Origin of the sequence: Rhodococcus indonesiensis (assembly GCF_047782815.1) — a bacterium.
Taxonomy (GTDB): Bacteria; Actinomycetota; Actinomycetes; order Mycobacteriales; family Mycobacteriaceae; genus Rhodococcus; species Rhodococcus indonesiensis.
Window position 1 is genome coordinate 4,984,738 of sequence record NZ_CP180630.1, and the last position, 26,477, is coordinate 5,011,214.

The 26,477-nt window shown below is 68.8% G+C and carries 28 protein-coding genes; 15 read left to right on the plus strand and 13 right to left on the minus strand.

All coding sequences use genetic code 11. The features are described 5' to 3' along the window. Window positions 1-4 precede the first annotated feature (4 nt). The 5 genes from ACM26Y_RS22835 to ACM26Y_RS22855 form a co-directional block, all read right to left on the minus strand. Complete coding sequence (locus ACM26Y_RS22835) at window positions 5-757, minus strand: SDR family NAD(P)-dependent oxidoreductase (RefSeq protein WP_003934447.1); 753 nt, start codon at window positions 755-757, stop codon at window positions 5-7. After that, entirely contained in the window at window positions 754-1,785 is a 1,032-nt protein-coding gene (locus ACM26Y_RS22840; protein ID WP_416062056.1) for a phosphotransferase family protein, read from the minus strand. Before ACM26Y_RS22840 ends, ACM26Y_RS22835 begins: the two co-directional genes overlap by 4 nt. After that, complete coding sequence (locus ACM26Y_RS22845; protein WP_289377434.1) at window positions 1,782-2,999, minus strand: acyl-CoA dehydrogenase family protein; 1,218 nt, start codon at window positions 2,997-2,999, stop codon at window positions 1,782-1,784. Before ACM26Y_RS22845 ends, ACM26Y_RS22840 begins: the two co-directional genes overlap by 4 nt. 139 nt (window positions 3,000-3,138) lie before the next feature. Further along, window positions 3,139-3,759 carry a TetR/AcrR family transcriptional regulator gene (locus ACM26Y_RS22850; RefSeq protein WP_416062057.1) on the minus strand — a complete coding sequence of 207 codons (621 nt, stop codon included), beginning with the start codon at window positions 3,757-3,759 and terminating at the stop codon, window positions 3,139-3,141. A gap of 83 nt (window positions 3,760-3,842) precedes the next feature. Further along, complete coding sequence (locus ACM26Y_RS22855) at window positions 3,843-4,970, minus strand: NDMA-dependent alcohol dehydrogenase (protein WP_416063737.1); 1,128 nt, start codon at window positions 4,968-4,970, stop codon at window positions 3,843-3,845. Window positions 4,971-5,112: 142 nt separating this feature from the next. Here ACM26Y_RS22855 and ACM26Y_RS22860 point away from each other — a divergent pair, with 142 nt between their 5' ends. The 3 genes from ACM26Y_RS22860 (at window position 5,113) to ACM26Y_RS22870 (ending at window position 7,125) form a co-directional block, all read left to right on the plus strand. Then, window positions 5,113-5,556 carry an SRPBCC family protein gene (locus ACM26Y_RS22860; protein WP_416062058.1) on the plus strand — a complete coding sequence of 148 codons (444 nt, stop codon included), beginning with the start codon at window positions 5,113-5,115 and terminating at the stop codon, window positions 5,554-5,556. Between the two features lie 89 nt (window positions 5,557-5,645). Further along, a complete protein-coding gene (locus tag ACM26Y_RS22865; RefSeq protein WP_235431173.1) occupies window positions 5,646-6,515 on the plus strand; it encodes an IS5 family transposase in 870 nt (289 codons plus the stop codon). 166 nt (window positions 6,516-6,681) lie between these two features. After that, complete coding sequence (locus ACM26Y_RS22870; RefSeq protein WP_416063738.1) at window positions 6,682-7,125, plus strand: SRPBCC family protein; 444 nt, start codon at window positions 6,682-6,684, stop codon at window positions 7,123-7,125. 19 nt (window positions 7,126-7,144) lie between these two features. On the opposite strand, the gene hppD is transcribed toward ACM26Y_RS22870, so the two are convergent. Next, a complete protein-coding gene (gene hppD / locus ACM26Y_RS22875) occupies window positions 7,145-8,350 on the minus strand; it encodes a 4-hydroxyphenylpyruvate dioxygenase (RefSeq protein ID WP_003934454.1) in 1,206 nt (401 codons plus the stop codon). Window positions 8,351-8,534: 184 nt separating this feature from the next. Here hppD and ACM26Y_RS22880 point away from each other — a divergent pair, with 184 nt between their 5' ends. From ACM26Y_RS22880 to ACM26Y_RS22890, 3 genes are all read left to right on the plus strand, one after another. Next, window positions 8,535-9,044, plus strand: coding sequence for an Lrp/AsnC family transcriptional regulator (locus ACM26Y_RS22880; RefSeq protein WP_003934455.1), 510 nt, complete (start codon window positions 8,535-8,537; stop codon window positions 9,042-9,044). Window positions 9,045-9,252: 208 nt separating this feature from the next. Beyond that, on the plus strand, window positions 9,253-10,518 hold the full coding sequence (locus ACM26Y_RS22885; protein ID WP_416062059.1) for a Glu/Leu/Phe/Val dehydrogenase dimerization domain-containing protein: 1,266 nt from the start codon (window positions 9,253-9,255) through the stop codon (window positions 10,516-10,518). Next, on the plus strand, window positions 10,511-11,920 hold the full coding sequence (locus ACM26Y_RS22890; protein WP_416062060.1) for an amino acid permease: 1,410 nt from the start codon (window positions 10,511-10,513) through the stop codon (window positions 11,918-11,920). Before ACM26Y_RS22885 ends, ACM26Y_RS22890 begins: the two co-directional genes overlap by 8 nt. Window positions 11,921-12,000: 80 nt before the next feature. Here ACM26Y_RS22890 and fabG read toward each other — a convergent pair whose 3' ends face one another. The 4 genes from fabG to ACM26Y_RS22910 form a co-directional block, all read right to left on the minus strand. Further along, window positions 12,001-12,762, minus strand: coding sequence for a 3-oxoacyl-ACP reductase FabG (gene fabG / locus ACM26Y_RS22895; protein ID WP_416062061.1), 762 nt, complete (start codon window positions 12,760-12,762; stop codon window positions 12,001-12,003). Between the two features lie 27 nt (window positions 12,763-12,789). Continuing rightward, window positions 12,790-13,551, minus strand: coding sequence for an SDR family NAD(P)-dependent oxidoreductase (locus ACM26Y_RS22900; protein WP_003934459.1), 762 nt, complete (start codon window positions 13,549-13,551; stop codon window positions 12,790-12,792). 148 nt (window positions 13,552-13,699) lie between these two features. Then, entirely contained in the window at window positions 13,700-14,917 is a 1,218-nt protein-coding gene (locus tag ACM26Y_RS22905) for an acetyl-CoA C-acetyltransferase (protein WP_289377431.1), read from the minus strand. Between the two features lie 36 nt (window positions 14,918-14,953). Continuing rightward, the gene (locus tag ACM26Y_RS22910) at window positions 14,954-16,099 is read right to left on the minus strand and encodes an acyl-CoA dehydrogenase family protein (protein ID WP_003934461.1); all 1,146 of its coding nucleotides are present in this window, start codon (window positions 16,097-16,099) and stop codon (window positions 14,954-14,956) included. A gap of 109 nt (window positions 16,100-16,208) precedes the next feature. Between ACM26Y_RS22910 and ACM26Y_RS22915 the strand changes: the two genes are divergently transcribed. The 8 genes from ACM26Y_RS22915 (at window position 16,209) to ACM26Y_RS22950 (ending at window position 22,840) form a co-directional block, all read left to right on the plus strand. Continuing rightward, window positions 16,209-16,811, plus strand: coding sequence for a TetR/AcrR family transcriptional regulator (locus ACM26Y_RS22915; protein WP_010595708.1), 603 nt, complete (start codon window positions 16,209-16,211; stop codon window positions 16,809-16,811). Between the two features lie 364 nt (window positions 16,812-17,175). Continuing rightward, the gene (locus ACM26Y_RS22920; RefSeq protein ID WP_416062062.1) at window positions 17,176-18,465 is read left to right on the plus strand and encodes a WXG100 family type VII secretion target; all 1,290 of its coding nucleotides are present in this window, start codon (window positions 17,176-17,178) and stop codon (window positions 18,463-18,465) included. After that, entirely contained in the window at window positions 18,462-19,220 is a 759-nt protein-coding gene (locus ACM26Y_RS22925; RefSeq protein ID WP_416062063.1) for an ESX secretion-associated protein EspG, read from the plus strand. The genes ACM26Y_RS22920 and ACM26Y_RS22925 overlap by 4 nt, the downstream gene beginning before the upstream one ends. Next, the gene (locus ACM26Y_RS22930; RefSeq protein ID WP_289377427.1) at window positions 19,213-19,686 is read left to right on the plus strand and encodes a DUF309 domain-containing protein; all 474 of its coding nucleotides are present in this window, start codon (window positions 19,213-19,215) and stop codon (window positions 19,684-19,686) included. Before ACM26Y_RS22925 ends, ACM26Y_RS22930 begins: the two co-directional genes overlap by 8 nt. Continuing rightward, the gene (locus tag ACM26Y_RS22935; protein WP_289377426.1) at window positions 19,686-20,306 is read left to right on the plus strand and encodes an LON peptidase substrate-binding domain-containing protein; all 621 of its coding nucleotides are present in this window, start codon (window positions 19,686-19,688) and stop codon (window positions 20,304-20,306) included. Before ACM26Y_RS22930 ends, ACM26Y_RS22935 begins: the two co-directional genes overlap by 1 nt. A 163-nt stretch (window positions 20,307-20,469) precedes the next feature. Then, window positions 20,470-21,255 carry a hypothetical protein gene (locus ACM26Y_RS22940; protein ID WP_289377425.1) on the plus strand — a complete coding sequence of 262 codons (786 nt, stop codon included), beginning with the start codon at window positions 20,470-20,472 and terminating at the stop codon, window positions 21,253-21,255. Beyond that, window positions 21,255-22,475, plus strand: a complete 1,221-nt coding sequence (locus ACM26Y_RS22945; RefSeq protein WP_416062064.1) for a hypothetical protein — start codon at window positions 21,255-21,257, stop codon at window positions 22,473-22,475. Before ACM26Y_RS22940 ends, ACM26Y_RS22945 begins: the two co-directional genes overlap by 1 nt. Then, window positions 22,472-22,840, plus strand: coding sequence for a hypothetical protein (locus ACM26Y_RS22950; protein WP_289377423.1), 369 nt, complete (start codon window positions 22,472-22,474; stop codon window positions 22,838-22,840). The genes ACM26Y_RS22945 and ACM26Y_RS22950 overlap by 4 nt, the downstream gene beginning before the upstream one ends. 59 nt (window positions 22,841-22,899) lie before the next feature. On the opposite strand, the gene ACM26Y_RS22955 is transcribed toward ACM26Y_RS22950, so the two are convergent. From ACM26Y_RS22955 to ACM26Y_RS22965, 3 genes are all read right to left on the minus strand, one after another. Then, window positions 22,900-24,408 (minus strand): cation acetate symporter, encoded by a 1,509-nt coding sequence (locus tag ACM26Y_RS22955; RefSeq protein ID WP_289377422.1) that lies wholly within the window; start codon window positions 24,406-24,408, stop codon window positions 22,900-22,902. 5 nt (window positions 24,409-24,413) lie between these two features. Beyond that, window positions 24,414-24,740 (minus strand): DUF485 domain-containing protein, encoded by a 327-nt coding sequence (locus tag ACM26Y_RS22960; protein WP_054372125.1) that lies wholly within the window; start codon window positions 24,738-24,740, stop codon window positions 24,414-24,416. A 107-nt stretch (window positions 24,741-24,847) separates the two neighbouring features. Continuing rightward, complete coding sequence (locus tag ACM26Y_RS22965; RefSeq protein WP_054372057.1) at window positions 24,848-25,387, minus strand: MarR family winged helix-turn-helix transcriptional regulator; 540 nt, start codon at window positions 25,385-25,387, stop codon at window positions 24,848-24,850. A gap of 125 nt (window positions 25,388-25,512) precedes the next feature. Here ACM26Y_RS22965 and ACM26Y_RS22970 point away from each other — a divergent pair, with 125 nt between their 5' ends. Continuing rightward, window positions 25,513-26,475 carry an MBL fold metallo-hydrolase gene (locus ACM26Y_RS22970; protein WP_289377421.1) on the plus strand — a complete coding sequence of 321 codons (963 nt, stop codon included), beginning with the start codon at window positions 25,513-25,515 and terminating at the stop codon, window positions 26,473-26,475. The last annotated feature ends 2 nt before the right edge of the window (window positions 26,476-26,477 follow it).

The following is a 26,477-nucleotide window of genomic DNA, read 5'->3' on the forward strand; positions in this document are numbered from 1 at the left end:
GTGCTCACGCCCGGTAGGCGTCCGTCCCGGCGCGGCTGAGCACCAGGCGCGGCAGCACCGCGCGCGACGACAGCCGCAGCACCGCGTCGACGAGTTCGACGACGTCGTTCACCTCGAGCATCTCCTCGGCGGGGATGCGGTCCTTGATCCAGTCGGACATGTCGGTGTCGACGTAGGCGGGCGCGATCGCGGACGCGCTGATGCCGTTGCCGGACTCCTCGGCGTTGAGCGTCTCCACGAGCGAGATCAGCGCCGCCTTCGTCGCCCCGTACACGGCCAGGCCGGCCTCGGCATACACGCCGGTGATCGACGACAGCGCAACCACTTTCGCCCCACGACGCGGAGCGGCCGATGCGGCCTTGCGCAGCAGCGGCAGTGCCGACTGGACGAACGCGAACGGAGTCTCGAAGTTCACCGACACCGTCTTGCCGAACCGCCGCATCGGGAACTCGGCGATGGTGCCGGCGGTGCCGACGCCCGCGTTGAGGACGAGCGCTCGCATGCTGCCGAACGTCTCCTCGTGTGCCGCGACGACGCGGCTCGCGGTTTCGGGATCGCCGAGGTCGGCGGCGACGACGCGCACCTCGGGCGCGCCCGCGTCGCGAAGGTCGGACGCGACCGCGTCGAGCCGGGCCTCGTCGCGCGCGGTGAGTGTCAGACCGTAGCCCTGCTGCGCGAGGCGGGTGGCGACACCGAGCCCGATGCCACGGGACGCGCCCGTGACGAGCGCACTGGGGTTGGCGAGATCGGTTGTCATGCGACGCCTCCCCGCAGTGCGGCGAGTCCGGCGGCTGCGAAGACCGGTACGGCCTCCCCCGCCTTGTCGAAGCCGTCGCCGACGGTCGCGCCGACGCGCCAGCGGTGGTTGATGCCCTCGGCGATGACGGCGAGCTTGAAGTTCGCCAGTCCCATGTAGAACTCCCAGTGGGCGAGCTCGCGCCCGGTCGCGACCGCGTAGCGCTGGGCGAGGTCGTCGGCCGACGGCAGGCGCGGGCTGGTCCATGCGGCGGACTCGCCGAGCACCTGGTCGAGCGCGGGGTTGCGGTACACGCACATCAGGGCGACGTCGGTGAGCGGGTCGCCGAGCGTCGACAGCTCCCAATCCACCACCGCCGCAATCTTTCCCGCGTCGCCGGGATCGAGGATCGTGTTGTCGATGCGGTAGTCGCCGTGCACGATCGACGCCGCGGACGATGCCGGAATCGAGTCGGCGAGAGCGGCGTGCAGGCGGTCGAGGTCGTCGAGGTCGCGGGTCTTGACCCGGCCCCACTGACCGGCCCACAGCTTGACCTGACGCGCGACGTACCCGTCGGGGCGACCGAGGTTCCCGAGACCGACGGCTTCGTAGTCCACCGAGTGCAGGGTGGCGAGCACACGGACGAGTTCGCCGGTGCACGCTTCGATCTCGGTGTCACTCAGGGTGGCGAGGTCGTCGGTCGTGCGGATCACCCGCCCGGTGACGTGCTCGACGACGGTGAACGGGGCGCCCATCACGGAGTCGTCCTCGCACAGGGCGACCGTGCGGGCGACCGGCACACCGCAGCCCTGGAGCGCCGAGGTGATGCGGAATTCGCGGGCGACGTCGTGGGCGGACGGGGTGAGTCCCGCCGTCGGCGGCCGCCGCAGCACCCACCGCGACGTGCCGTCGGAGATCGCGTACGTCAGGTTCGACTTGCCACCGGAGATGAGATCGGCGCGCAGTTCGCCGTCGAGGGCGATGCCCGAGTCCTCCAGGTAGCGTTGCAGGGCCCCCAGGTCGAGTCCCTCGTGCTGTGCGGTCTTCATGCCCGGCCCTCCTTCGCGGCGGCGGCCTTCTTCGCGGCGCCGACGGCCCGCTTGGCGATCGCCCAGCGATGCACTTCGGACGGTCCGTCGTAGATGCGGAACGGGCGGACCTCGCGGGCCAGGCGCGCGACGGGCAGGTCGGCGGAGACACCGAGCCCGCCGCACATCTGCATCGAGCGGTCGACGATCCGGAACACCGCCTCGGCAGCGAAGGTCTTGGCGATGGACGTGGAGTTCGACGCGTGGGAGCCCTGGTCGAGTTCCCAGCACGCCTGCGTCAGCAGGGCGCGGGTGGCGGCGATGTCGATCTCGTTGTCCGCGACCATCTTCTGGATCATGCCGAGGTCGCCGAGTTTGCTCCCGAATCCTTCGCGTTCGGCGACGCGGGCGACGGCGATGTCGTGGCCGCGACGGGCGGCGCCGAGCCAGCGCATCACGTGCGTCATGCGGGCGGGCCCGAGCCGCACCTGCGCGTAGGCGAAGCCTTGGTCGACCTCGCCGAGGACGGCGGAGTCCGGCACGAACAGGTCCTCGAAGAAGACCTCGCAGTGGCCCCCGATCATCGCGCGGTCGATGGTGTCGATGTGCCGGCCGACGGTCAGGCCGGGAGCGTCCGCGGGCGCGAGGAACATCGTCGCCCCGCCGCGCTGCCCGGGTTCGCCGGAGGTGCGGGCCATGATGATGAAGAACCCTGCGCCGTCGGCGCCGGTGATGAAGTACTTGCGGCCGTTGATCTTCCAGCCGCCGGGGGCCTTCTCGGCGCGGGTGGTCAGGGCGTTGGGATCGGATCCGGCGCCGGGGGCCGGTTCGGTCATCGCGAAGCCGGACCGCACGTCGCCGTGGGCGAGCGGCGCGAGGAACTGCTCCTTCTGCTCCGGGCTGGCGATGTGCGCGAGCATGTGCACGTTGCCCTCGTCGGGCGCGGCGATGTTGAGTGCGATCGGCCCGAACAGCGAGTACCCGGCCGCCTCGAACACCGGGGCGCGGTCGACCATGCCGAGGCCGTGGCCGCCGTACTCGACGGGCGCGTGCGGCGCGAAGACACCGGCCTCCTTGGCCGCCTGCTGCAGCTTCACGCGCAGGTCGTCACCCCCGGCGGCGGTGATGTCACCGTTGTGGGCGTCCTCGACGGGCAGCACGTGCTCCCGGACGAACTCCTCGGTCTTCGCCACCAGCGCCTGGACGTGTTCCGGGTACGACAGATCGACAGCCATCGCGATTCCTCCTCCTCACCCCGACCGATCGATCGCTCGGTTGCCTCAACCGTGACATACCCCACCCCGCGCGGTCAACCCAGGGCGCCCTACCGAGCGCCTACGGCGCCGTGCCTACCGAGCGCCTACGGCGCCGTGCCTACCGAGCGCCTACGGCGCAGCGCGCAATGGCGAGGTAGCGGCGGACGACCTCGTCGGGAGACAGCGGTCCGTCCGGCCGGTACCACGAGGCGACCGCCACGCACATGGTCGTCACTGCCCGGCTCGCATCCTCCGGGAACTCGGTACCGAACTCGCCGCTCGCCACCCCGTCCCGGACGATCTCGTCGAGCATTCGCTGCTGCTCGTCGCGCAACGCGATGTAGGCCTTCCGGTTGCCCGGTTCCATGCTGCGCATCTCGGTGGAGGCGACGAACGCCTGGTTGCGCCGGAACATGTGGTACCGCAGCAGCGACTCGACGACGGCGTCGAACCGCTCGGATGGTGTCGGTCCCGCCTCCTCGAGGGCTTGTCTGCTCCGGTCGAGCAGATCACGCATCACCAGCGTCGTCAACGACACCAGCAGCGCCTGCTTGGACGGATAGTGGTGATACAGACCCGGAACCGACAACCCGGCCCGGGCGGCGACCTCCCGGATCGAGGTGCCGTCGTAACCCCGCTCGGCGAACGCCTCGAGGGCAGCCTCGAGCGGCTTGGGCAGGGTCGACGGCCCGTACTGCCGCCATGTCCCCGGTTCGACGGCTTCCTCACGCGTTTCCATGGCATCACCGTAGGCGACCCTGCGGGGCCGGCCGAACGTCACCGCCGGCCGGCCACGGAGCGAGGTGCCGGTATTCGCTCTCGTCAGTAGTCGTCGTCGCCGTAGAGCACCATGCCGCGCAGGTTCCGACCCTCGTGCATGTCGGCGTAGCCCTCGTTGATCTCCTCGAGCCGGTACGTCTTGGTGACCAGCTTGTCGAGTTCGAGCTGTCCACTCCGGTACAGGTCGAGCAGCTTCGGGATCTGCGATCGCGGACCGACGCCACCGAAGATCGCACCCTGCAGCCGCTTCTGCAGCAGGGTCAGCTCGAACAGGCTCAGCGTGACCTGGGTGTCGGCGGCGCTACCCATGCCGACCACGACCACCTGACCGCCCTTGCCCGTCAGCGCCATGGACGGGGCGATGATGTCGCCGTGGATCTCGCCGACGGTGATGATCGTGACGTCGGCCATCGCACCCCAGGTGATCTCGCCGATCACCGGGAGCGCCTCCTCGATCGAGGCGAAGGTGTGGGTCGCCCCGAACTTCTTGGCCTGATCCCGCTTGAACTCCACCGGATCGACGGCCACGACGTGCCGGGCACCCGCGTGCGCAGCACCCTGCACCGCATTGATGCCCACGCCGCCGATGCCGATCACGACGACGGAGTCACCCACCTTGGTGCCGCCGATCGCGGTCGCGGAGCCCCAGCCCGTGGCGACGCCACAGCCGAGCAGGGCGGCCTTGTCGAGCGGGATGTCGTCCTCGATCTTGATGACCGACGCCTCGTGCACGGTGACGTACGGCGCGAACGTGCCGAGCAGGCACATCTGGATCACCGGGTCACCGTTGAGCGTCACCCGGTGGGTCTTGTCGGCGATCGCCTGCCCGGTGAGGAGGTTCGCCCCCTCGTCGCAGATGTTCTGCAGGCCCTTCGCGCACGCGCGGCACCGTCCGCAGGCCGGGATGAAGGCGAGCACCACATGGTCGCCTTCTCGAATATTGGTCACGCCCGGTCCGACCTTGGTGACCACGCCGGCACCCTCGTGCCCGCCGAGGATGGGGAAGGACGCCATCGGCGTCGCGCCGGTGCGCAGATGTTCGTCGGAATGGCACAGTCCGGACGCAGCCAGACGCACCTGTACTTCGCCGGCGACCGGATCGCCCAGGTCGATCTCCTCGATCTCCCACGGTTGATTGAGCCCCTTGATCACCGCAGCCTTGGTCTTCACGAACCCTCCCACCGGATCCACTGTGAACTGTGTCACCATGAGTAGAGCAGGACGAGCGTCCGAACGGACCGCTTTGAGGATCTCCCCAGGACGCGAGTTACCTGATACTTTGGGTAACAGAAATGTCCCCACGGAGGTACAGATGATCCACATCCGTCACAGCGCCGTCGCGGAGGTCCCCGTCGACGTGGCGTTCGCCTACCTCGACGACCACCGCACGGTCCCCGAATGGATGTACGGCGTCCACCGCTTCGAACCGGTGGGATCGCAGGTCAACGGCATCGGCGCAATCTTCGACGTCACCATGCAGATCGGCCCGAAGGGCCTCGATTCACGCCTGGCGATCGTCGACTGGGAACTCGACCGCAGGATCGTCCTCGACTCCATCGCCGGGTTCCGCACCTCTTCGTGGTGGGAACTCGCCGATCTCGGCGACGGCCGGGTCCGCCTCGATGTCGACTTCGCTTACCAGCTCCCCGGCGGGCTGGCCGGACGGGCACTGGGCAAGCTCGTCGAACCGGTGGTGAGTACCGCGATCCGCCAGACGGAACAGGCGCTGCGCTCGAATCTCGGCCGCGTCGCCTGAGAGAGTGTTGTGGAACCCTGTGCGGACGCGGCGTGTCGGCCGTGGTATCCGAACGTGATCGATGATCGTCTCGGTACGTGTGTCCGTGTGTGTGCAAGCCCGCCTACGACTCGTCGCTGACCGATGCGCAGTGGGCGGTGATCGAACCGCTGCTGCCTCGACCGAGTCCGCGGCTCGGGGGCCGGCCGCCGGTGCACCCGCGCCGACTGGTCGTCGACACGATCTTGTACGTGCTGGCCACCGGCTGCGCCTGGCGGCTGGTCCCGCACGATCTGGCCCCGTGGAGCACCGCCTACCGGATCTTCGCCGCCTGGAGCGCGGACGGCACCTGGGCGCGCATCCACGACACCCTGCGAGATCGGTTGCGTGCCAACGACGGACGTGATCCGCAGCCATCGGCGGCGGTGCTGGACTCGCAGTCGGTGCGCAGCAGCGAGGGCGGCGAGCAGATCGGCTACGACGCCGGCAAACGCGTCCGGGGCCGCAAGCGTCATCTGCTGGTCGACACCCTCGGGTTGATGTTGGTCGGGCTGGTGCACTCGGCGTCGGTGCAGGACCGGGCCGGGGCCCGGCTGGTGCTGGCCGGGGCCCGGACCCGGTTCCCCGGCTTGGGGCTGGTGTGGGTCGACGGCGGGTACGTCAACTCGGTCGATGCGGGCCTGGTCGACTGGGCGGCCCGCACCGAGAATCTCGAGGTCGTGGTGGTACCTCGCAACGCGGACGTGAAAGGCTTCCAGGTGCTGCCCCGGCGGTGGGTGGTCGAGAGGACCTTCGGATGGTTGACGAGGTGTAGACGGTTGGCACGGGACTACGAACGCAAGACGGCACATGCCGAGGCCATGATCCAGGTCGCGATGATCAGGCTCATGGCGGCCCGCCTGGCCGGCGAAGACATCGAGCCCCGCGGTCCGATCGAAGCCGAAGCGGCACGCCGGCTAGCAGAGGACCTCACCGACTGACAGCGCGGGTTCCACAACACTCTCTGAGCAGCGCGCGCTGTCTGCGAACAGGAAAATTCGCCCGCTCGTCCGGAATTCGCCCGCCCTGTGGCACGGGCGGATTCCGAAGGCGCGAGCAAGTCCGCTAGGTTCCCGGCGGAGGTGCCCGATGCCCGACGACCGTCACATGATCCACGTGCGCCACGACGGGGTGGCGCACGTCGAACTCGACACCGCCTTCGCGTATGTCGCCGACCACCGCACGGTCCCGGAGTGGATGTTCGGAGTCACCCGCTTCGAGCCCGTGGGCAAGCAGGTCCGCGGTGTGGGCGCGGTGTTCGACGCGAGCATGCGGATCGGGCCGGCCACCTTCGATTCCCGGCTCGAGATCGTCGAATGGGAGGACGACCACCGGATCGTGCTGAGCTCGATCTCCGGGTTCCGCACCCGGTCGGCGTGGCAGTTCGACGACCTGGGCGACGGCGACATGCGGCTCGCCGTCGACTTCGGCTACCAGCTGCCCGGCGGTCTGGCCGGGCGTGCGGCCGGGCTGCTCATCGAGCCCCTGGTGGGCACGATCGTGCGGCGAACCGAGAACGCGCTGCGGGACCAGGTCGTCCGGAACGCCTGATCCCGCAGCGCGGAAGTGGTCAGAAGTTGCCGCGCGCTTCCTGCTCCCGCTCGATCGCCTCGAACAGGGCCTTGAAGTTGCCCTTGCCGAAGCCGAGCGAACCGTGCCGTTCGATCAGTTCGAAGAAGACGGTGGGCCGGTCGGTGATCGGCTTGGTGAAGATCTGCAGCAGGTAGCCGTCCTCGTCGCGGTCGACGAGGATGCCGCGCTTCTGCAGCTCCTCGATCGGCACCCGCACCTCGCCGATCCGCGCCCGCAGCTCGGGGTCCTCGTAGTAGGCGTCCGGGGTGGCGAGGAACTCCACACCCTCCTCGCGGAGCCGGTCGACGGCGGTGAGGATGTCGTTGGTGGCCAGCGCCAGGTGCTGCGCGCCGGGACCGCGGTAGAAGTCGAGGTACTCGTCGATCTGCGAGCGCTTCTTCGCCACGGCCGGCTCGTTGAGCGGGAACTTGACGCGGTGGTTGCCGTTGCAGACCACCTTGCTCATCAGGGCCGAGTAGTCGGTGGCGATGTCGTCGCCGATGAACTCGGCCATGTTGGTGAATCCCATGACGCGGTTGTAGAAGTCGACCCACTCGTCCATGTGGCCGAGTTCGACGTTGCCGACCACGTGGTCGAGCGCCTGGAAGATCCGCTTGGGAGCGCCGTCGCGCTTGCGGTAGGTCGACGACTTGTCCACGTAGCCGGGCAGATACGTGCCGGAGTACCGCGAGCGGTCGACGAGGGTGTGCCGGGTCTCGCCGTAGGTGGCGATCGCGGCGAGACGGACCGTGCCGTGCTCGTCGCTGATCTCGTACGGCTCTTCGAGCACCGTCGCGCCCTGGGCCCGGGCGTGCGCGACGCACTTGTCGACGTCGGGCACCTGCAGCGCGATGTCGACGACCCCGTCGCCGTGCCGGCGGTGATGTTCGACGAGCGGGCTGTCCGGATCCACCGCACCCTTGACGACGAACCGCACCGCCCCGCTCCGCAGGACGTAGGCGTGGTGGTCGCGGTTGCCGGTGGTGGGACCGGAGTAGGCGATCAGTTCCATTCCGAACGCGGACTGGTAGTAGTGCGCGGTCTGCGTGGCGTTACCCACTACCCAGACCACCGCATCCCAGCCACTGACAGGGAACGGGTCCCGCTCGGCGTCGTACTCGACGAGGCCGACGAGCTGCCGCAGTTCCTCGGCGTTCAGCTGGGCGAGCTTCTCGCTGTCGGTAAGGGTGAACTCGAGAGTCATGGCGATTCCTCCTGCCGCCGGACGCGGCGCCATCGGTGTGTCGTGTGTCACCAGGAAAAACCCGTCGCGAGGGCAGCGCAATCTCCCCCTTTCCAGCTGGCCGACCTGACTGGAAAACGAGGGAAGCCGGGCGTGCCGCTATACAATCGGCACAGTTTCCGCCGCCTCTTCGGAAGGAACGGCTATGCGTGACGCCGTGCAGCTGGACGAGTTGGATTTCGCGCTCCTGGAGACGCTGCACACCGATCCGAAGATCGGCGCGCTGGAGTTGTCCCGGCGGCTACGGGTGGCGCGCGCGACGGTCTCGGCACGGCTGCGCCGGCTCGAAGAGTCCGGCGTCATCGCCGGCTACGAACCGCGCCTGAACCTGGCGGCCGCCGGATTCGAGGTCCAGGCGTTCGTGACGATGGAGATCGTCCAGGGCGCGCTCGAAGCGATAACCGATGTGCTGGAAGCGATTCCGGGGGTACTCGAGGCGTTCGCGACGACCGGCGCCGGCGACATCCTGTGCCGGATCGCCGCGGACTCCCACCTCGGGCTGCAGCAGACGCTGATCGAACTGAACCGCTCGTCGATCGTCGCCCGGTCGACCAGCGTCATGGTGTTGTCGGAGGTGGTCCGCTACCGGGCCATGCCGCTACTGCGCACGCTCCAACCGGGCAGAACTGCCAAAGCGCCCGCCTACCGCCGGTAGAGCTGAAAACCGGACCACCAGCCCGCCCCCGCCGAAAACGGCGAGTCAGCTCTGCACACTGCACAGAAAATCAGCGGCCCGCTGCACTACAGCTCTTCAGGCTGACCAGTAGCGCAGGCCGCACTTGCGCGCCCTTTGTAACCACGGTCACAGTCTTCTTCATTCGCCCGCACCGGGCACCGCACCGTCCCGACTCCCGAGAGAAGACATGAAGAACCTGCTGACCCGTTTCGAGGACAAGGCCCCCGAGATCGTCTTCGAGTGGCACGACACCGAGACCACTGCCCGCGGCTGGGTCGTCATCAACTCCCTGCGCGGCGGAGCGGCCGGCGGCGGCACCCGCATGCGCCGCGGCCTCGACCGCCGCGAGGTCGAGTCCCTGGCCAAGACGATGGAGGTCAAGTTCACCGTCTCCGGCCCGGCCATCGGCGGCGCCAAGTCCGGCATCGACTTCGATCCGTCCGACCCCCGCAAGGACGGGGTGCTGCGCCGCTGGTTCGCGGCCGTCGCGCCGCTGCTGCGCGCCTACTACGGCACCGGCGGCGACCTGAACGTCGACGAGATGACCGAGGTCGTGCCGCTCACCGAGAGCAACGGTCTGTGGCACCCCCAGGAGGGCGTCGTCAACGGGCACTTCGCCGCGGACGAGCGCGAGCGCATCCAGCGGGTCGGGCAGCTGCGGCTCGGTGTGGCCAAGGTCGTCGAGGACACCCGCTTCACCCCCGCCCCCGACGCGAAGTACACGGTGGCCGATCTCATCACCGGTTGGGGCGTCGCCGAGTCGGTACGCCACCACTACCGCATCTACGGGGACGCGGCCGGCAACCGCGAGCTCGCCGGTAAGCGCGTGATCGTCCAGGGCTGGGGCAACGTCGGTGCGGCCGCGGCCTACTACCTGGCGCAGGCCGGCGCCCGCGTCGTCGGCATCATCGACCGCGACGGCGGCATCCTCGACACGGACGGGCTCGACTTCGACGAGGTGCGCACCCTGCTGCTGACCAAGGACGGCAACGCGCTCCGCAGCGACCGGATGCGCCCGTTCACCGAGGTGCACGACGCGATCTGGGACCTCGGTGCCGAGGTCTTCCTCCCGTGCGCCGCGTCCCGGCTGGTCACCCGTGAGCAGGTCGACCGTATGGTTGCGGCGGGGCTCGAGGTGATCGCCAGCGGAGCGAACGTCCCCTTCGCCGACGACGAGATCTTCTACGGTCCCACCTACGAGCACGCCGACAAGTCCGTCTCGGTGATCCCCGACTTCATCGCCAACAGCGGCATGGCCCGCGCCTTCGCGCAGCTCATGGAGGGCGACGTCGAGGTTTCCGACGCCGCGATCTTCGGTGACGTCTCCGACACCGTCGCCGGTGCGCTGCAGCGTTGCCACGATCGCAGCGCCGACCATACGGGCGTCGCGGCCACGGCGTTCGAGATCGCCCTCGACCAGCTGGTGCCGGCCGGGGAGCGCATCGATGACTGATACCTTGGCCACTCCACCGGTCACCACGACCGCGCCCGCACCGCGGGCAATGCTGCACCAGGCGATGCGACCGCGGCAGCTGGTGATGATGAGCCTCGGCGGCGCGATCGGTGCGGGTCTGTTCGTCGGCTCCGGCGCCGGTATCGCGGTCGCCGGCCCGGCCATCCTCGTCTCGTTCCTCGCCGCCGCCGCCCTCGTGGTCCTCATCATGCGGATGATGGGCGAGATGGCGGCCGCGAACCCCGCCAGCGGTGCGTTCTCGGTGCACGCGGAGAACGCCCTCGGTTCCGTCGCCGGTCGCACCATCGGCTGGCTGTACTGGATCCAGGTGGTCATCGTGATCGCGGCGGAGGCCACCGGCGCCGCCGCCATCACCGCCGCCTCGATCCCCGGGATCCCGCAGTGGGCCGCGGCCCTGTTCTTCATGGTCGCCCTCACCGGCGTGAACCTCGTCGGCGTGCGCCGGTTCGGTGAGGTCGAATTCTGGTTCGCGGCACTGAAGATCGTCGCCATCGTCGCCTTCCTTGCGATCGGCGTCGCGATGATCGCCGGGTGGGTGCCGGCCTTCGACAGCACCGGGTTCGCAAACCTGACCGCACACGGAGGCTTCGCCCCCACCGGTATCGCCGGCATCGCCGCCGGCCTGCTCATCGTGGTGTTCGCGTTCGGCGGCACCGAGATCATCGCGATCGCAGCCGCCGAGACCTCGGATCCGCGCCGCAACGTCGGCCGCGCTGTGCGCACGCTGATCTGGCGCATCCTGGTCTTCTACATCGGCTCGGTGCTGATCATGGTGACGGTGCTGCCGTGGACGTCCGAGGATCTCGTCACGGGGCCGTTCGTCGCGGTGCTGAACGCCGGCTCGGTGCCGGGGGCGGCCGCGGTGATGACCGTGATCGTCGTGGTGGCGCTGCTGTCCTCGCTCAACGCGATGCTCTTCAGCGCCTCACGGATGATCTACTCGCTCTCGCAGCGCGGTTCGGCGTACCCGGTGTTCGGCCGGGTGGCCGCCAACGGCGTGCCCCGCAACGCGGTCCTGGCCTCGGTGGCGTTCGGATTCGTCACCGTCGCACTCAACTACGTGCGTCCCGACAAGGTCCTGCCGCTGCTTCTCAACGCGGTCGGCTCGACCATCCTCGTGCTGTGGACGTTCGTGGCGGTCTCGCACCTGGTGCTGCGTAAGCGGGCACGTCGCGACGGCACCGAAGATGCTCTGCCGCTGAAGATGTGGGGCTTCCCGTACCTGTCGTACGCGACGCTCGGACTGCTCGCCGGCATCGCCGTGCTGGCACTGTTCGACTCGGCCGCGCGCACCCAGCTCGTCGCGACCGGCGCCCTCACGGCCACGATCGCGGGCGCGTGCTGGCTCCTGCACCGCCGGCAGGCGGCCCGGCAGTCGTAACGACCGTACAGACGACGACGCCGTGCGTCCTCCCGCAGGGGGGAAGGACGCACGGCGTCGTCGTGGTTCGGTCCTCGTTGTCAGTCCTTCGGACCACCGGCGACGTAGATGACCTGGCCGGAGACGAAGCCCGCGCCCTCGCTCGCGAGGAACGACGCGGTGTGCGCGATGTCCTCGGGCTTTCCGGTGCGGGCGACGGGGATCTGCGAGGCCGCGGCGGCCTTGAAGTCCTCGAACGACATCCCGACCCGCTCGGCCGTCGCCGCGGTCATCTCGGTCTCGATGAAGCCGGGGGCGATCGCGTTGGCGGTCACACCGTACTTGCCGAGCTCGATCGCGAGGGTCTTGGTGAAGCCCTGCATGCCGGCCTTGGCCGCGGAGTAGTTGACCTGGCCGCGGTTGCCCAGCGCGGAGGTGCTCGACAGATTGACGATGCGACCGAACTTGGCTTCCACCATGTACTTCTGCGTCGCACGGGACATGAGGAACGCGCCCCGCAGGTGCACGTTCATCACGGCGTCCCAGTCGTCGACGGTCATCTTGAACAGCAGGTTGTCGCGGGTGATGCCGGCGTTGTTGATCAGCACCGTGGGGTCGCCCAGTCCGTTCGCGACCTTCTCCACGGCCGCGGCGACGGACTGCTCGTCGGCGACGTTCGCGCCGACGGCGAGGGCCTTGCCGCCGGCCGCCTCGATGGCCGAGACGGTGTCGGCGCACGCGGACTCGTCGAGGTCCAGAACCGCGACCTGGAATCCGTCCTCGGCGAGACGCTTGGCGACTGCGGCGCCGATGCCGCGCGCGGCGCCGGTGACGATGGCGGTGCGGGTGCTTGCTTCGCTCACTGCTTACCTCCGGTGTGGTTGGAAACTTCAGTTGATGGTCAGGCCGCCGTCGACCGCGATCGTCTGTCCGGTGACGTAGCCGGCGGCCGCCGAGGTGAGCCACACGGCGGTGGCAGCGATCTCGGCGGGATCACCGGTGCGGCCCAGAACAATTCGCGGCTTCATGCTGTCGAGGTAACCGGGCTGGTATTCGTCGGTCATCTCGGTCGCGAAGAATCCCGGCGCGATGGCGTTGACGCGGATACCCTTGCGGGCCCCCCACTGCTGGGCCAGGTCGCGGGTCAGGCCGATCACGCCGGCCTTGCTCGCGGCGTAGGCGGCCTGCGGCAGTCCGGCGGTGGTGAGGCCCAGGACGGAGGAGATGTTGACGATGGCGCTGCCCGGCTGCATGACGCGCCCGACGGCCTGCGCTGCCCAGTACGAGCCGTTCAGGTTGATGTCGATGACGCGCCGGAACTGGTCCGGAGTCTCCTTGGTGGCCGGGACGGCCGTGCCGATACCGGCGTTGTTGATGAGGATGTCGACCTTTCCGAAGTGCTCGACCGCGGCGTCGACCATCCGCTGCGCCTGCTCGGGCTCGGCGATGTCGGTCTCGACGGTCAGCGCGCGACGGCCTGCCGCACGGACGAGTTCGGCGGTCTGTTCGAGTCGGTCCGCGCGACGGGCCGCGAGCACCACGTCGGCACCGGCCTCGGCGAGGGCCTGGGCGAAGGCGACGCCGAGGCCGGAGGAGGCGCCGGTGACGATCGCGACGCGGTCGTCGAGGCGGAACTGGTCGAGTACGGACATGGGGGTAGTCTCCTCCGGAAATTGGTACCTACGCGACTTGTATAGTTGAATTCGCGCTCGAGTTCAATATGTAGTTTTCGAAAAAGGCGCGGTCACAAGCCCTTTCGGGCCCGCGGCCGCGCCTCGTTCGCGTTCCGGTCGGAAGGGATCAGCTCAGGCGCTCGAGCACCATCGCCATGCCCTGACCGCCGCCGACGCACATGGTCTCCACGCCGAACTGCTTGTCGTGGGTCTGCAGGTTGTTGAGCAGCGTGGCGGTGATTCGCGCGCCGGTCATGCCGAACGGGTGACCGAGGGCGATCGCGCCACCGGAGACGTTCAGCTTGTCCTCGTCGATGCCGAGCTCACGGGCGGAGCCGAGCACCTGCACGGCGAACGCCTCGTTGATCTCGAACAGGTCGATGTCGGAGATGGTCTTGCCGGCGTGGGCGAGGGCCTTCTTGACCGCCTCGATCGGGCCGAGACCCATGATCTCCGGCGACAGACCGGACACGCCGGTCGAGACGATCCGCGCCAGCGGGGTCAGACCGAGTTCCTTGGCCTTGGTGTCGGACATGATCACCAGGGCCGCGGCGCCGTCGTTGAGCGGGCAGGCGTTGCCCGCGGTGATGGTGCCGTCGGGTCGGAAGACCGGCTTGAGCTGGCTCACGGCCTCGTAGGTGGTGCCGGGCCGCGGGCCGTCGTCGGTGGTGACGACGGTACCGTCGGCCAGGGTGACGGGGCTGATCTCGCGCTCGAAGAAGCCGGACTTGATGGCTTCCTCGGCCCGGTTCTGCGACCGCACACCCCACCGGTCCTGGTCCTCACGGGAGATGCCGGTCATCGACGCGACGTTCTCCGCGGTCTGCCCCATCGCGATGTACACGTCGGGCAGCAGACCCTCGCTGCGCGGATCGGTCCACGCCGTGCCGCCCTCGGCGAGCGTGGCGGTGCGGGCCTCGGCGTCGGCGAAGAGCGGGTTCTTGGTGTTCGGCAGGCCGTCGGCGTTGCCGGTGACGAAGCTCGAGACGGACTCGACACCCGCGGAGACGAACACGTCGCCCTCGCCGGCCTTGATCGCGTGCAGTGCCATGCGGGTGGTCTGCAGCGACGACGAGCAGTAGCGATTGACGGTGACGCCGGGCAGGAAGTCGTAGCCCAACTGCACCGCGACGACGCGGGCGATGTTGAACCCGGACTGGCCGGCGGGCTGACCGCAGCCGAGCAGCAGGTCGTCGATCTGGGTCGGGTCCAGATCCGGCACCTTCGCCAGGGCGGCGGCGACCATCTGGGTGGCCAGGTCGTCCGGGCGCACGGTCTTGAGCGACCCCTTCATCGCCCGCCCGATGGGAGAACGGGCGGTGGAGACAATCACAGCTTCGGGCATCACGCGCTCCTTGTTCGGTGTTGACGCTTCGAGTCTCTACAGGCCCAGATCGCGGCCGATGAGTTCCTTCATGATCTCGTTGGTGCCGGCCCAGATCTTGGTGACGCGGGCGTCCTTCCATGCACGAGCCACACGGTACTCGTTCATGAACCCGTAGCCACCGTGGATCTGCACGCACGCGTCCAGGACCTCGGACTGCGTCTGCGCGCTCCACCACTTCGCCTTGGCCGCATCCACTGCGGTGAGCTTGCCGTCGGCATGTGCCTCGACGGCCTGGTCGACGTACGCCTCGGCGACCTCGATCTTGGTGACCAGTTCGGCCAGCAGGAACTTGTTGTACTGCATGGCACCGATGGCCTGGCCGAACGCCTTGCGCTCCTTCGCGTACTCAATGGTCTCGAGCAGGATGTGCTTGGCGTGGTGCACGTTGTTGACCGCGGAGCCGAGTCGCTCCTGCGGCAGCATCTTCATCATCGAGATGAAGCCCATGCCCTCCTCGCCGATGAGGTTGGCGTGCGGGACGCGAACGTCCTTGAAGAACAGCTCTGCGGTGTCGGCCTCGGGCTGGCCGACCTTGTCCAGCTTGCGGCCGTTCTCGAAGCCCTCCATCCCGCGCTCGACGGCGAACAGGGAGATGCCCTTCGCGCCCTTCGACGGGTCGGTGCGAGCCGCGACGACGACGAGGTCGCAGTTGTAGCCGTTGGTGATGAACGTCTTGGCGCCGTTGAGGATCCAGTCGTCACCGTCGCGCACGGCGGTGGTCTTCAGGTTGGCGAGGTCGGAGCCGCCCGACGGCTCGGTCATGCCGATGGCGCAGATGAGCTCGCCGGTGGCGCAGCGCGGCAGCCAGCGCTCGCGCTGCTCCTCGTTGCCCAGGTGGACGATGTAGGGGACGGTGATGTCCGAGTGGATCCCCATCGACGAGGACAGCGCCATGTTCGCGCGGGCGAACTCTTCACCGAGGATGGCGTTGAAGCGGTAGTCGTTCGCTTCCATGCCACCGAAGCGCTCCGGGATCTCGAGTCCCAGGAAGCCGGCCTTGCCGGCCTCGATCCAGATGTCACGCGGAATCTCGTGACGTTCGATGAGCTCCTCCGCACGGGGCATGACGAACCGGTTCACGAACTCGCGAGCCGACTCGCGGAACGCCTCGTGATCGGGGCCGTACAGGGTGCGTCGCATCAACCGCTCCTCAAATCTGTAAGCATCTGCTTATTTTCTAAGCGTGCGCTTATAGTGAACCGCGGCCGCTATCTTGTCAACCAGGCCGTAGCAGGAACGGGAGCACGACGTGAGCACATCCAGGGACGCGGTGATCAGCGGATCGAAGGCCGCGGCCCGGCTGCGTGAGGCAGCCGTCGAGGTGTTCGCCGAGAACGGCTACGGCGGCACCACCACCCGGCAGATCGCCGCTCGTCTCGACATGAGCCCGGCCGCGATGTACCCGCACTACAAGTCCAAGGAAGAACTGCTCTACGCGATCAGCTACGAGGGCCACGACCTGGCCCTCGAGGTGGTGCGCACCGCAGACCTGCCCGACGAGGACGCCACGACGCGCCTGTCCACCGTGATCGCCCGGTTCGCGGAGTGGCAGGCCGAGCACCATCGCCGCGCCCGCGTCGTCCAGTACGAGCTGACCGCCCTCACCCCGGAGCACTACCGCGTCATCACCGGTCTGCGCCGACGCACCACGCAGGTCGTCCGCACCATCGTCGACGCCGGCGTCGCCTCGGGTGAGTTCACCGTCCCCGACACCGAGGGCGTCACCCTGGCCCTGATGTCGCTGTGCGTCGACATCTGCCGTTGGTACCCCTCCGGCCGCTACAACGAGCCCCACGCCATCGCGAACCTCTATTCCGATCTGGCCCTGCGCCTCGTCGGCGCCGTCCGCTAGGATCTGCCCCCACACGACGGATCGGGGGGTCCATGAGCGGGGGCATGTTCTCGCGCGGCGATCGGCCGTCCGCGCACGCAACCGGTGTCGGGTGTGATCGGAGAACGCACGGCTTCCCGAGTCGTGCGGTATCCGCGCGGGCGCCAGTCACCCGCGAACGCAATCGAGGCAGCGTACGACTGGGGAACGCGCGGATGGGAGGAGAACGATCCCGGCACCACCGGCACGACTCGCCACAGACTGCCCGGTCCGCTAGCATCCTGCGCACGACCACGGAATCGGGGGGACTCCATGGGCATGTCAGTCGAGGATTCACACGGCACCGGAAGACGCACGACGCGGCTGGCCGCAATCGTGAGTGGAAGTGCCGGATAAGTTGTCGCACAACGAGAATCCGATCGAATCGATGCTCGCACCGCTGCTCGATCCCGCGGTACCGGATCGGGTCGACGCGCTGACGAACTGGCACACCAGCCTGGTGGCACGGCTCGACGGCAGTTTCGACCCGGACTACGCCACCGTGTTCGAGAACTTCCACGGCATGGAACACGACGCCATCTACCGGGACGTGCAGACAATGGACCCGGGGGCGATGCGCAGCCTGGCGGAGAGTTGGCGCACGATCGCGACCGACATGAGCGTCGGCTTCATCTTCGGAACCCAGATGATCTGCAAGAAGATTGCCGAGGGATGGGACGGTGAGGCGGCGCGGCAGGCCGTCGCGGCGACCCGCTCCTTCGCGAAGTCGACCGAACAACTGGTGGCGGCCCTGCTGGCGGTGTCGACGAAGCTCGCTGCGGCGTCGGAGATCGCCACGGCCGTGCGAACCAATGTGCAACCGCCGCCGGCACGGATCCCGCTGCCGTCGGGCGTGGTGGTGCCCCAGGACGCGGCGGAGTTCGCGCGGGCGGCGGAGGCTGCGCGCACCGAGGCCGTGCGCGTCATGGAGTCGCTCTACGTCCCGCACTACCGTGAATCCGGCACGGCGGTCCCGATCCTGCCGTCCCCGCACGAGGCGACGGCAGGATCGGGACCGGTCGGATCGAGCCCGGTCCGGCACGCCGCGGACGCCGCGGACGCCACGAACACCGCGGACGGCGCGGACGGCCCAGGTGGCGGTTCCGAGCCCGCAGGAGCCGACAGCGACGGCGGACCGGCCACGGGCACCCCGTCCACCGATGCTCCTGCGACAGACCGTCCCGCAGCGCCGAGCGGCCCGGCGACGGATGGTGCCGAGTCCGCGACGACCGTCCCGGCGGCGGCGACGACGACGGCCGGCACGGCCACGGCCCCGGAGCGCTACCCCGGCGGAGTCCCGGGCGGACCCGCTGGAGCGACGTCGGGGGGTGGCGGCGTGGGGGCCGGTCCAGGCGGCGCCGGCGCTCCGGGACTCGTCGGACCCGGTCCCGTCGGGGGTGCGCCGACGGCGAACGGAACGACCGGTTCGGCGACGTCGGGTCCCGGCACCCGCGCCGGTTCCGCCCGCGCGAGCGGCATGTACCCGGGCATGCTGGGCGCCCCCGCACGTCCGGCGCGTGACGACGAGGCCGCTCGCACGGTGCCCAGCTACCTGGTGGGCGTCGACAACGGGAACGAGCTGATCGGCCCGATGCCGCTCACCGCGCCGCCGGTGCTGGGGGTCGATCCGGCATGACGTGGCGGCTCACACCCGACCGGTTCCTCGCGCTGTGGACCGCGACAGGACTCGACGAGATCCCGTTTCCCCTGCGCTACCGCTCGACCGCACTGTGGGAGGACGAGCACGCCGCGAACATGGAGGCGGCCCAGCGGTGGCGGCGCGCGAATCCCGACGAGCAGCTCACCGCGGCGATGGCAACGATGCGGCATGCGGAAATCACCGTCGAGGTGTACGGGCAGGTCTCGGGCGACTCCGAGCTGCGGCTTCGGGGCTGCATCAGGCACGACGCCGCAGTTCTGGTGCGACAGGAACCGGGACGTGCCGGCGATTTCGTCGTCACGACCTCGGCGGCGTACGCCCTGGCGGACGCCGTCGTGCAGTGTCTGCCCGACGCGCCTGCAGGCACGGCGCCGGCGCTGTCGGCACCCACCGCGGAGGTGGCCGAGTTCTCGACCCCGACGCAGATCCTGCGGACCGCGCAGGCGCCGCCGGCGGTCCGGTTGCGACGGCTGCTGACCGATCCGCGGTCCGGGACGGGCAACCTGCGGGTGCTGTGTTCACCCGACGGTCTGACCTTCACGCCGGTCACCGATCTCGGTTGGTTCGACGTCGTGGGCGACGGGCGGTACCTGTTCCGCACCGGACGCCGCACTCAGGTCTGTCCCGCGACGCCGGCGCTGCTGCGCGACGAGCTGGCCGTCGCCGTCGACGGGGCCCGCGAGAAGCGGAGTCGGGTCGGCGATACCGGTTTACGCTGGGTTCATGGCTGAACGGGATCGAACCGTCGACGGCAAACCGCAGAACGCCCGTCCGCGCGACGCGCTGGGGCGCCCCCTGCCCTACGGCGAGGAGGGCGTCGAGCGGGTCCCGGAGGACCTGAACCTCGAGCCCGACGAGGCGATCACCGAGGCCCAGCGGCTGCTCGACCACGGCCATCCGTTTCATGCGCACGAGGTGCTGGAGAGCACGTGGAAATCGGCGCCGGTCGAGGAGCGGCCCCTGTGGCAGGGGTTGGCGCAGCTCGCCGTGGGACTGACGCACCTGCTGCGGGGCAATCCGGTCGGCGCCGCATCGTTGTTGCGGCAGGGGGAGGCTCGGATCCGCCACTACGAGGACGAGCCGCCGCACGGGCTGGACATCGACGGCCTGGCGGCGTGGGCCGAGCACCTGCTGACCGAGATCGAACGCGGCGAGCCGATTCCGGCACCGCCGATTCCCCGGCTGCGGCTGCCCTGATGCCCGTGCTCCCGATGTTCCCGCTGGGAACCGTCCTGCTTCCGGGCGACGCCCTTCCGCTCCACGTCTTCGAACCGCGCTATCGCCGTCTCGTCCAGGACTGCCTCGCAGATCCGGACGGGCCGCGGTTCGGCGTCGTGCTCATCGAACGAGGACACGAGGTGGGGGGCGGCGAGACTCGCCACGACGTCGGCACGGTCGCGCGGATTGTGATGGACACCGAACTCGACGACGGTCGATACGTCCTGGAGTGCATCGGTGAAGAGCGGATCCGGGTGAAGAACTGGCTTCCGGACGATCCCTATCCGCGCGCAGAGGTCGAGCTGTGGCCGGACACGGACTCCGGCCCGGTGGATTTCGCCGGACTGAGCGTGGGACTCGGCCGGCTCTACGGTCTGCTCGACCGGCTGTCGAACGGGCGGATCGAACCGCCGAGCATCACCGAACTGCCCGACGAGCCCGGCGCGCGGCTGTTCGCGCTGGCACGATTCGTTCCGATAGGCGAAGCGGATCGCCTGCAGATACTCACGGCACCCGGCCCCGCCGAACGGTCGGCGGTGGTGACCGAATGCGTCTCGAACGCAGTCCAGCTCGCACAGTGGCGTCTCGACAGCATGTGAGGTCGAGATCGACCGGTCCCCCGGACCACACAGCCCCCGTTCGCGCACGTCCGACGGCCGCTGCCCACCCGGCGGGCCGAGTTGTCCACACCCTCGGAGCACGGAAACCCCTGTGGACCAGATCAACTGGTATTGTTCCGCTGTCGACAAGGGGGGTCGAGAAATGTCGAAGTGGGGCGTCGTCGTCTTCGAGCTGGGCAAAGTCGTGTTGTGGTGTGTGGCGGGTGCGCTCGCCATCGGCGGGATATCGGCAGCAGGGAGCCTGCTGGCTCCGGATGTTCCGGAGGCGGTGCCGGAGTGGGCCCCACCGGTCACGACGTCACGGACCGAGTCACCCACTGCCACAACGCCACGACGTGAACTGCCACCGGGATTCCCGTCGATGGAGCGGGCGCCGGACCTGCCCGACGTTCCCGAGGGCGCACCGCAACCGGTACCGACGAAGTTCGGACTCACGTACACCACGCCACCCGGCTGGTTCGGGGGAGAGTCCGTGATGGGTTGGAAGGGCCGTGACGGTCGAATGCTGGTGATCGGTTCGGCGTCCTCTCTCGGGAAGGGGTACTGCGCCGCGGAAGACACGTCCACGCTGGCGTCCGTGGGTATCACGGGGCGGTCCGCCGGTGACCTGCTGACCGTGGCTGCTCACGAGGTTCGAGCAGTCGAGTCGATGTACTCCGGCGGGGAACAGTCGCCGACGGTCGAGTATTCGGACCCGGTCCATTTCGACATCGACGGAAATCCGGCGGTCCGGATCACGGCGCTGGTATCCGACATTCCTCCCGTCCACGAATGTGCCCCGCCGGCAGCACGGTGGGACTTCGTGGCCACCACCGGTCTGGCCTCCGCGGAGGTCGTGGTCTTCGTCGTGCAGACGGATCGCGGTGTGGCCGGCCAGCTCGACGACGACTCCATCGACGGCCTCGTCGAGTCGCTGAGGAGGTCGTGATGTCCGAGACATACGAGAGGTTCAGTGCCACCGCGAATCAGATTGCCGGCGCTGCCGTCGCTGCGCAGGAGATCGGCAACGATGTGTTGTGGGCCAACCGGTACCTCGCCGTCCACGGTGAGCCGACCGTCACACTGGACGGTGCACTGTTGCGGACGATCCAGGAAGGGTTCCGGGCGGTTCTGCCGTCGGCACAGTCTCGATACTTCGTCCTTGCCGACCTCTGCCTGAAGACCGGCATCGAATTGAACCGCTGCGCGTGGATCTACTACGACACGGAGAAACGCAACTACGAACGGCTCAACGCCAACCTCCTCTTTCCGGAATCGATCGACGCACACGGTCCCGAGGCACCGGCCACAGGGCCGGCGCGACCGTACCCCGATCCCGTGCGGCACGGGGGTGCGCGCAGGATCGAACTCCCCCACCCCGAAACTCCCGACGAGGACGTCCGTGAGGTCGTCGCGGAGGCGGCCGGCTGGCTCGGCGACGTCGACAAGACAATCGAGATGCTGACCGGGTGGAGCCCGATCGCGCAGGTGCTCGAACCGCTGGGCGGTAACTGGAACAAACTGGAGCGCCTCGGCAACGTATACCGCGTCGCCGGGGAGGCGGTGGAGACGAGCGGTGAGAACCTCGCCGCCGTCGTCGGGACGCTGGATCCCCACTGGGACGGGCAGGCTGCGCGGGTCTTCACGGACTACGCCGCCCGGATCGTCGATGCCCTCCGATGGGAGGGACCGGTCGGACGAGTGATCGAGGAGACGTGCCACCTGGTTGCGGACAAGATCCGGGAAGGGATCGTCACCGCGGTTCGGTCGCTGAGGGAGATGCTCGAGGAAGAGGTAGCGTTCGACGACGGGGTGCAGAAGCTGAAGTTCGCGCTGAAGAAGGTTCCGTTCGCCGGCACGGCCGTACAGATCGTCACACTCGCCAGGATCGTCCGGGACACTATGGAATTCGTCGACGACGTCGTGGCCCGCATCCGGGAACTCACGGACGCGCTGACGATGTTTCTCGACGCACTGGCGTCGCCGGCGAACGCCCTGCAGGAGCGGGTCGAGCAAGACCTGGCGCCGCTGACCGAGGCGTACGAGCGCACCGGGCACCGGGCGGCGGTGGCCGTCGATCTCGCCGGCGTCGCAGACGTGAGCGGCCCCACGAACAGGCCCACCGAAGCGTATTCGGTCGGCGGGGACCCGTGGGCGGATGCGCCGTGAGGGACGTGCCCGCGCACCTCGACGGTCCGCTCCGGCGCATCCACCGGGCCGTGACGGACCTCGACAGCGCGGTGATCCGCGCGCAACGATTCGCCGGTGCCGGCCGGGACCGACGTATCGAGGTCGACGAGACGTTACTGGAACAACTCGCGGCAGGTGAGGACGCGTCCCCCGAGTTGCGCCGGTACGCGGCGAGAGTTGCTGCCGGACAATGCCACTGGTTCGAGATCGAGATGGTGGCACGTCCGGTTCCGCCGGAGGTGGCCGAACTGCGGGCGGACCCCCGGCTCCGGTGGTTCCCGCAGTCGCCGCGTTCCGCGCCCGCAGCCGAGCAGGAGCCCTACCGGATCCCCTGGCAATCGTAACGTCCACGGCGGTGTGTCCTTCGGGCTGCCAGGGCAACCCGAAGGACACTCCGGCCGCGTCAGCGGCCGAGGAGGGCCAGGCGTTCGATGTCGGTGAAGTCGGTGCCGGCCGCCTCCGGACGGGACCGCCCGACGAGCGAGCCGACGTACGCGAGCAGGAAGCCGGCGGGTACCGAGACCAGAGCAGGGATGGTCAGCGGGAAGAGCGGGTCGATTCCGTGGATCAGGCCGGTGGGTCCGAGGATGTTGGGGCTGATCGCGACGAGACCGAGGCTGACGGCGAGGCCGCCGACGAGCGCCCAGGTGGCGCCGACGCGATTGAAGCCGCGCCAGTAGATGCTCAGCAGCAGCACGGGCAGGCTGGTGCTCGCGGCGACGGCGAACGCGACGTTGGCCAGGAAGCCGAGGTTGAACCCCTTGGCACCGAGCGCGAGGAACATGGCGACGACGGCGATGCCGAGCAGTGAGAGCCGAGCAACCTTCAATTGCTGCTCCCCCGTCGCCTTTCCACCCTTGATCACATGGGTGTACAGGTCGTGGGCGAACGCGCCGGACGTGGCGATGGCGACGCCGGCGAGGACCGCGAGGATCGTGGCGAGCGTGATGCCGATGATCACCGCTTCGAGGGCGGGACCACCGAGGGTGCCGGCGAGCTGGACGACGGCGAGGTTGCCCTGCGGATGCGCCGCGGCGATGGTGTCGGAGCCCAGGGCCCGGATCGCGCCGTACCCGATGAAGGGCAGCACGAGGTAGAAGCCGCTGAAGATCCACAGGGCGACGACGCCGGACTTGCGTGCGGCACGGGCGTCCTTGACGGTGAGGAACCGGACCATCACGTGCGGCAGACCCATGACGCCGAGAGCGAGCGCGAGCTGCTGGGAGATGATGTCGAACGTCTTGGTCGTGGTCTGCGGCTGCGAGGACGTGGACGCGTCGGGCAACGACTCGACGACGTGCAGGGGACTCGGACCGTACTTGGCGAGGACCAGGAACAGGATCAGTGCGGTGCCGGTGAGCAGCAGCCCGGTCTTGAGAACCTGCACCCACGTGGTGGCGAGCATGCCGCCGAACATGGTGTAGACGACCATGAGCATGCCCAGGACGACGACCGCCACCCAGAATTTGATGCCGAGCAGGGCCTGCACGAGCAGACCGGCGCCCACGAACTGGATCACCATGTACATCGCGGAGATGACGATCGTGGTGACGGCGAGGGCGGCGCGCAGTCCGCGGCCGTCGAACCGGGCGGCGACGGCGTCGGCGAGGGTGAAGCGGCCGAGGTTGCGAAGCGGTTCGGCGATGATGAGCAGTACCAGCAGGTACGCGAGAGGCACGGCGGTGGCGTAGTAGAAGCCGCTGAAACCGGCGATGCCGATCATGCCGGTGATGCCGAGAAACGAAGCGGCCGAGACGTAGTCGCCGGAGATGGCGAGGCCGTTGCCGACGGGCCCGACCTGCCCTTCGGCGACGTAGTGCGAGTCGGTGGAGGTGTTGCGCTTGGCGGCGAGGTAGGTGATACCGAGGGTGACGCCGATGATGGCGACGACGATCGTGACGCTCAGTCCCATCCCGGTCACCGCCCTTCGAGCGCGGCGAGATGGGCGTCGACGACCGCGTCCATGCGGCGTGCCCAGCGGGTGTAGACCTGCGCGACGACGAGGATCACCCCGAAGACGGCGAAGCCGACCCAGTAGGCGAGGCCGAGCCCGCCGAGGCGGCCCGAGAGGAGGGTGGTCGACGTGGTCAGGGCGATGTAGCCCATGAACACGACGAGCAGGACGGCTGCGGAGCCGAGCGAGAGGCGCCGGCGCTGCCGGGCCAGGGCGAGGACCGCGTCCAGGTCGGCCCCGGCCGGCCGGGCTGCGACGCCGTCGGCGGGTGCAGAGATATCGAGCGACATGATCACCTCGGTGCGAAGACGGGATCAATCAATCAATGGTTTGATTGATTGGCTGCTCCTACGGTAAGTGAGGACCATCACAGAGCGCAAGGGGGTGCGGGTGCGGCTCAGTCGCGGGTGTGGATCTCCAACTCGTCCGCGGCGGTTGCGAGCTTCTCCAGCAAACCGATCAGGATCGTCTGCTCGGGCTTGCTCAGGACACCGGTCCACGTCTGTTCGCGCCTGTTGTGCGCGGCATACGTGCTGGTGATGGCGTCGACGCCGGCTTCGGTCAGAGCCAGCTCGACCGCACGACGGTCGTGCTCCGCACGCCGCCGCGTCACCAGGCCGTCCCGCTCGAGGGTGTTGACCAGGGCGGACACCGCAGCGCGGCTCATTCCGGAGAGCTTGGCGACACGCTTTGCGTCGCTCGGCCCGGAGAGCCAGAGCATGAACAACACCCGGAACCCCGGCCAGCTCCAACCCTGGGGGCGATGGACGCTGGACTCGAGGTCGTAGACGAGGGCGCTGGCAACGCGAGTCAGCTCGAGGACGAGTCGCATCGCCTGCGGGTCCACCTCCGGCATGACCCGCGTCGTCTTGCGCACGGCGAAGTCCACGAAGCTCAGAAAGTCCAGGTCGTCGACGTTCTCGGCAGGCTCGGTCACGCTGCCAGCGTAGAGGCGACAACCCCGGATACGGGCACGAAGTGGTCAAAGGCTTGCACATTCGGTGTGACGCCACTTACATTGGATCCAGTTTTATTCAAACCTTTGATCAAAGGTGGTTCCACATGACCTCACTGTCCTTCGCCTCTTCCGCCGATCTGGGCGAGAAGACGCAGACTCTGGAAGTTCTCGCCGACGGCGTGTACGCCCTCACCGCCGAGGGCGATCCCAATCTCGGAGCCATCGAGGGCGAAGACTTCCTCGTCTGCTTCGAGGCGCTCGCCACTCCCGTCGCGGCCCGCGAATGGCTGGCGAAGCTGCGCGAGCACACCGACAAGCCCGTCCGGTACCTGGTGCTCTCGCACTACCACGCGGTGCGGGTGCTCGGCGCCTCCGCATTCGATGCGCAGACGATCGTCGCGCACGAGGCCACCGCCGCGCTCATCGCCGAACGCGGACTCGAGGACTGGGCCTCCGAATTCGGCCGGATGCCGCGACTTGCCAAGGGCGCCGACTCGGTGCCCGGGCTGACGTGGCCCACCGCGACGTTCGCGGACCGCATGACCATCGACCTCGGCGGCGACCGTGGGGAACTGGTGCTCGAACACGTCGGCCGCGGCCACACCGAAGGCGACCTCGTCGCGTGGCTGCCGCAGCAGAAGATCCTCTTCGCCGGTGACCTCGTCGAGGCCCAGGCTGCCCTCTACACCGGCGACGCCTTCCACCGCGACTGGTCCACCGGCACCCTCGACCGGATCAAGGCGTACGGCGCCGAAGCGTTGGTCGGCGGACGCGGCGCCGTCAGCCACGGCCGGGCCGCGGTCGATGCCGCGATCGAGCAGACCCGCCATTTCCTGCAGGTGATGCTCGACGAGGTCGGAGCGGTGCAGCGCCGCGGCGGCACCCTGAAGGAGGCCTTCGACGCCACGCACGCCGCCCTGCACGAGCAGTACGGCCACTGGCCGATCTTCGAGCACTGCCTGCCCTTCGACGTCTCCCGTGTGTGGGACGAGCTGGCCGGCATCGAACGCCCCGTGATCTGGACCGCGGAACGCGACCGCGAGGTGTGGGCCCAGCTGCAGGGCTGAGC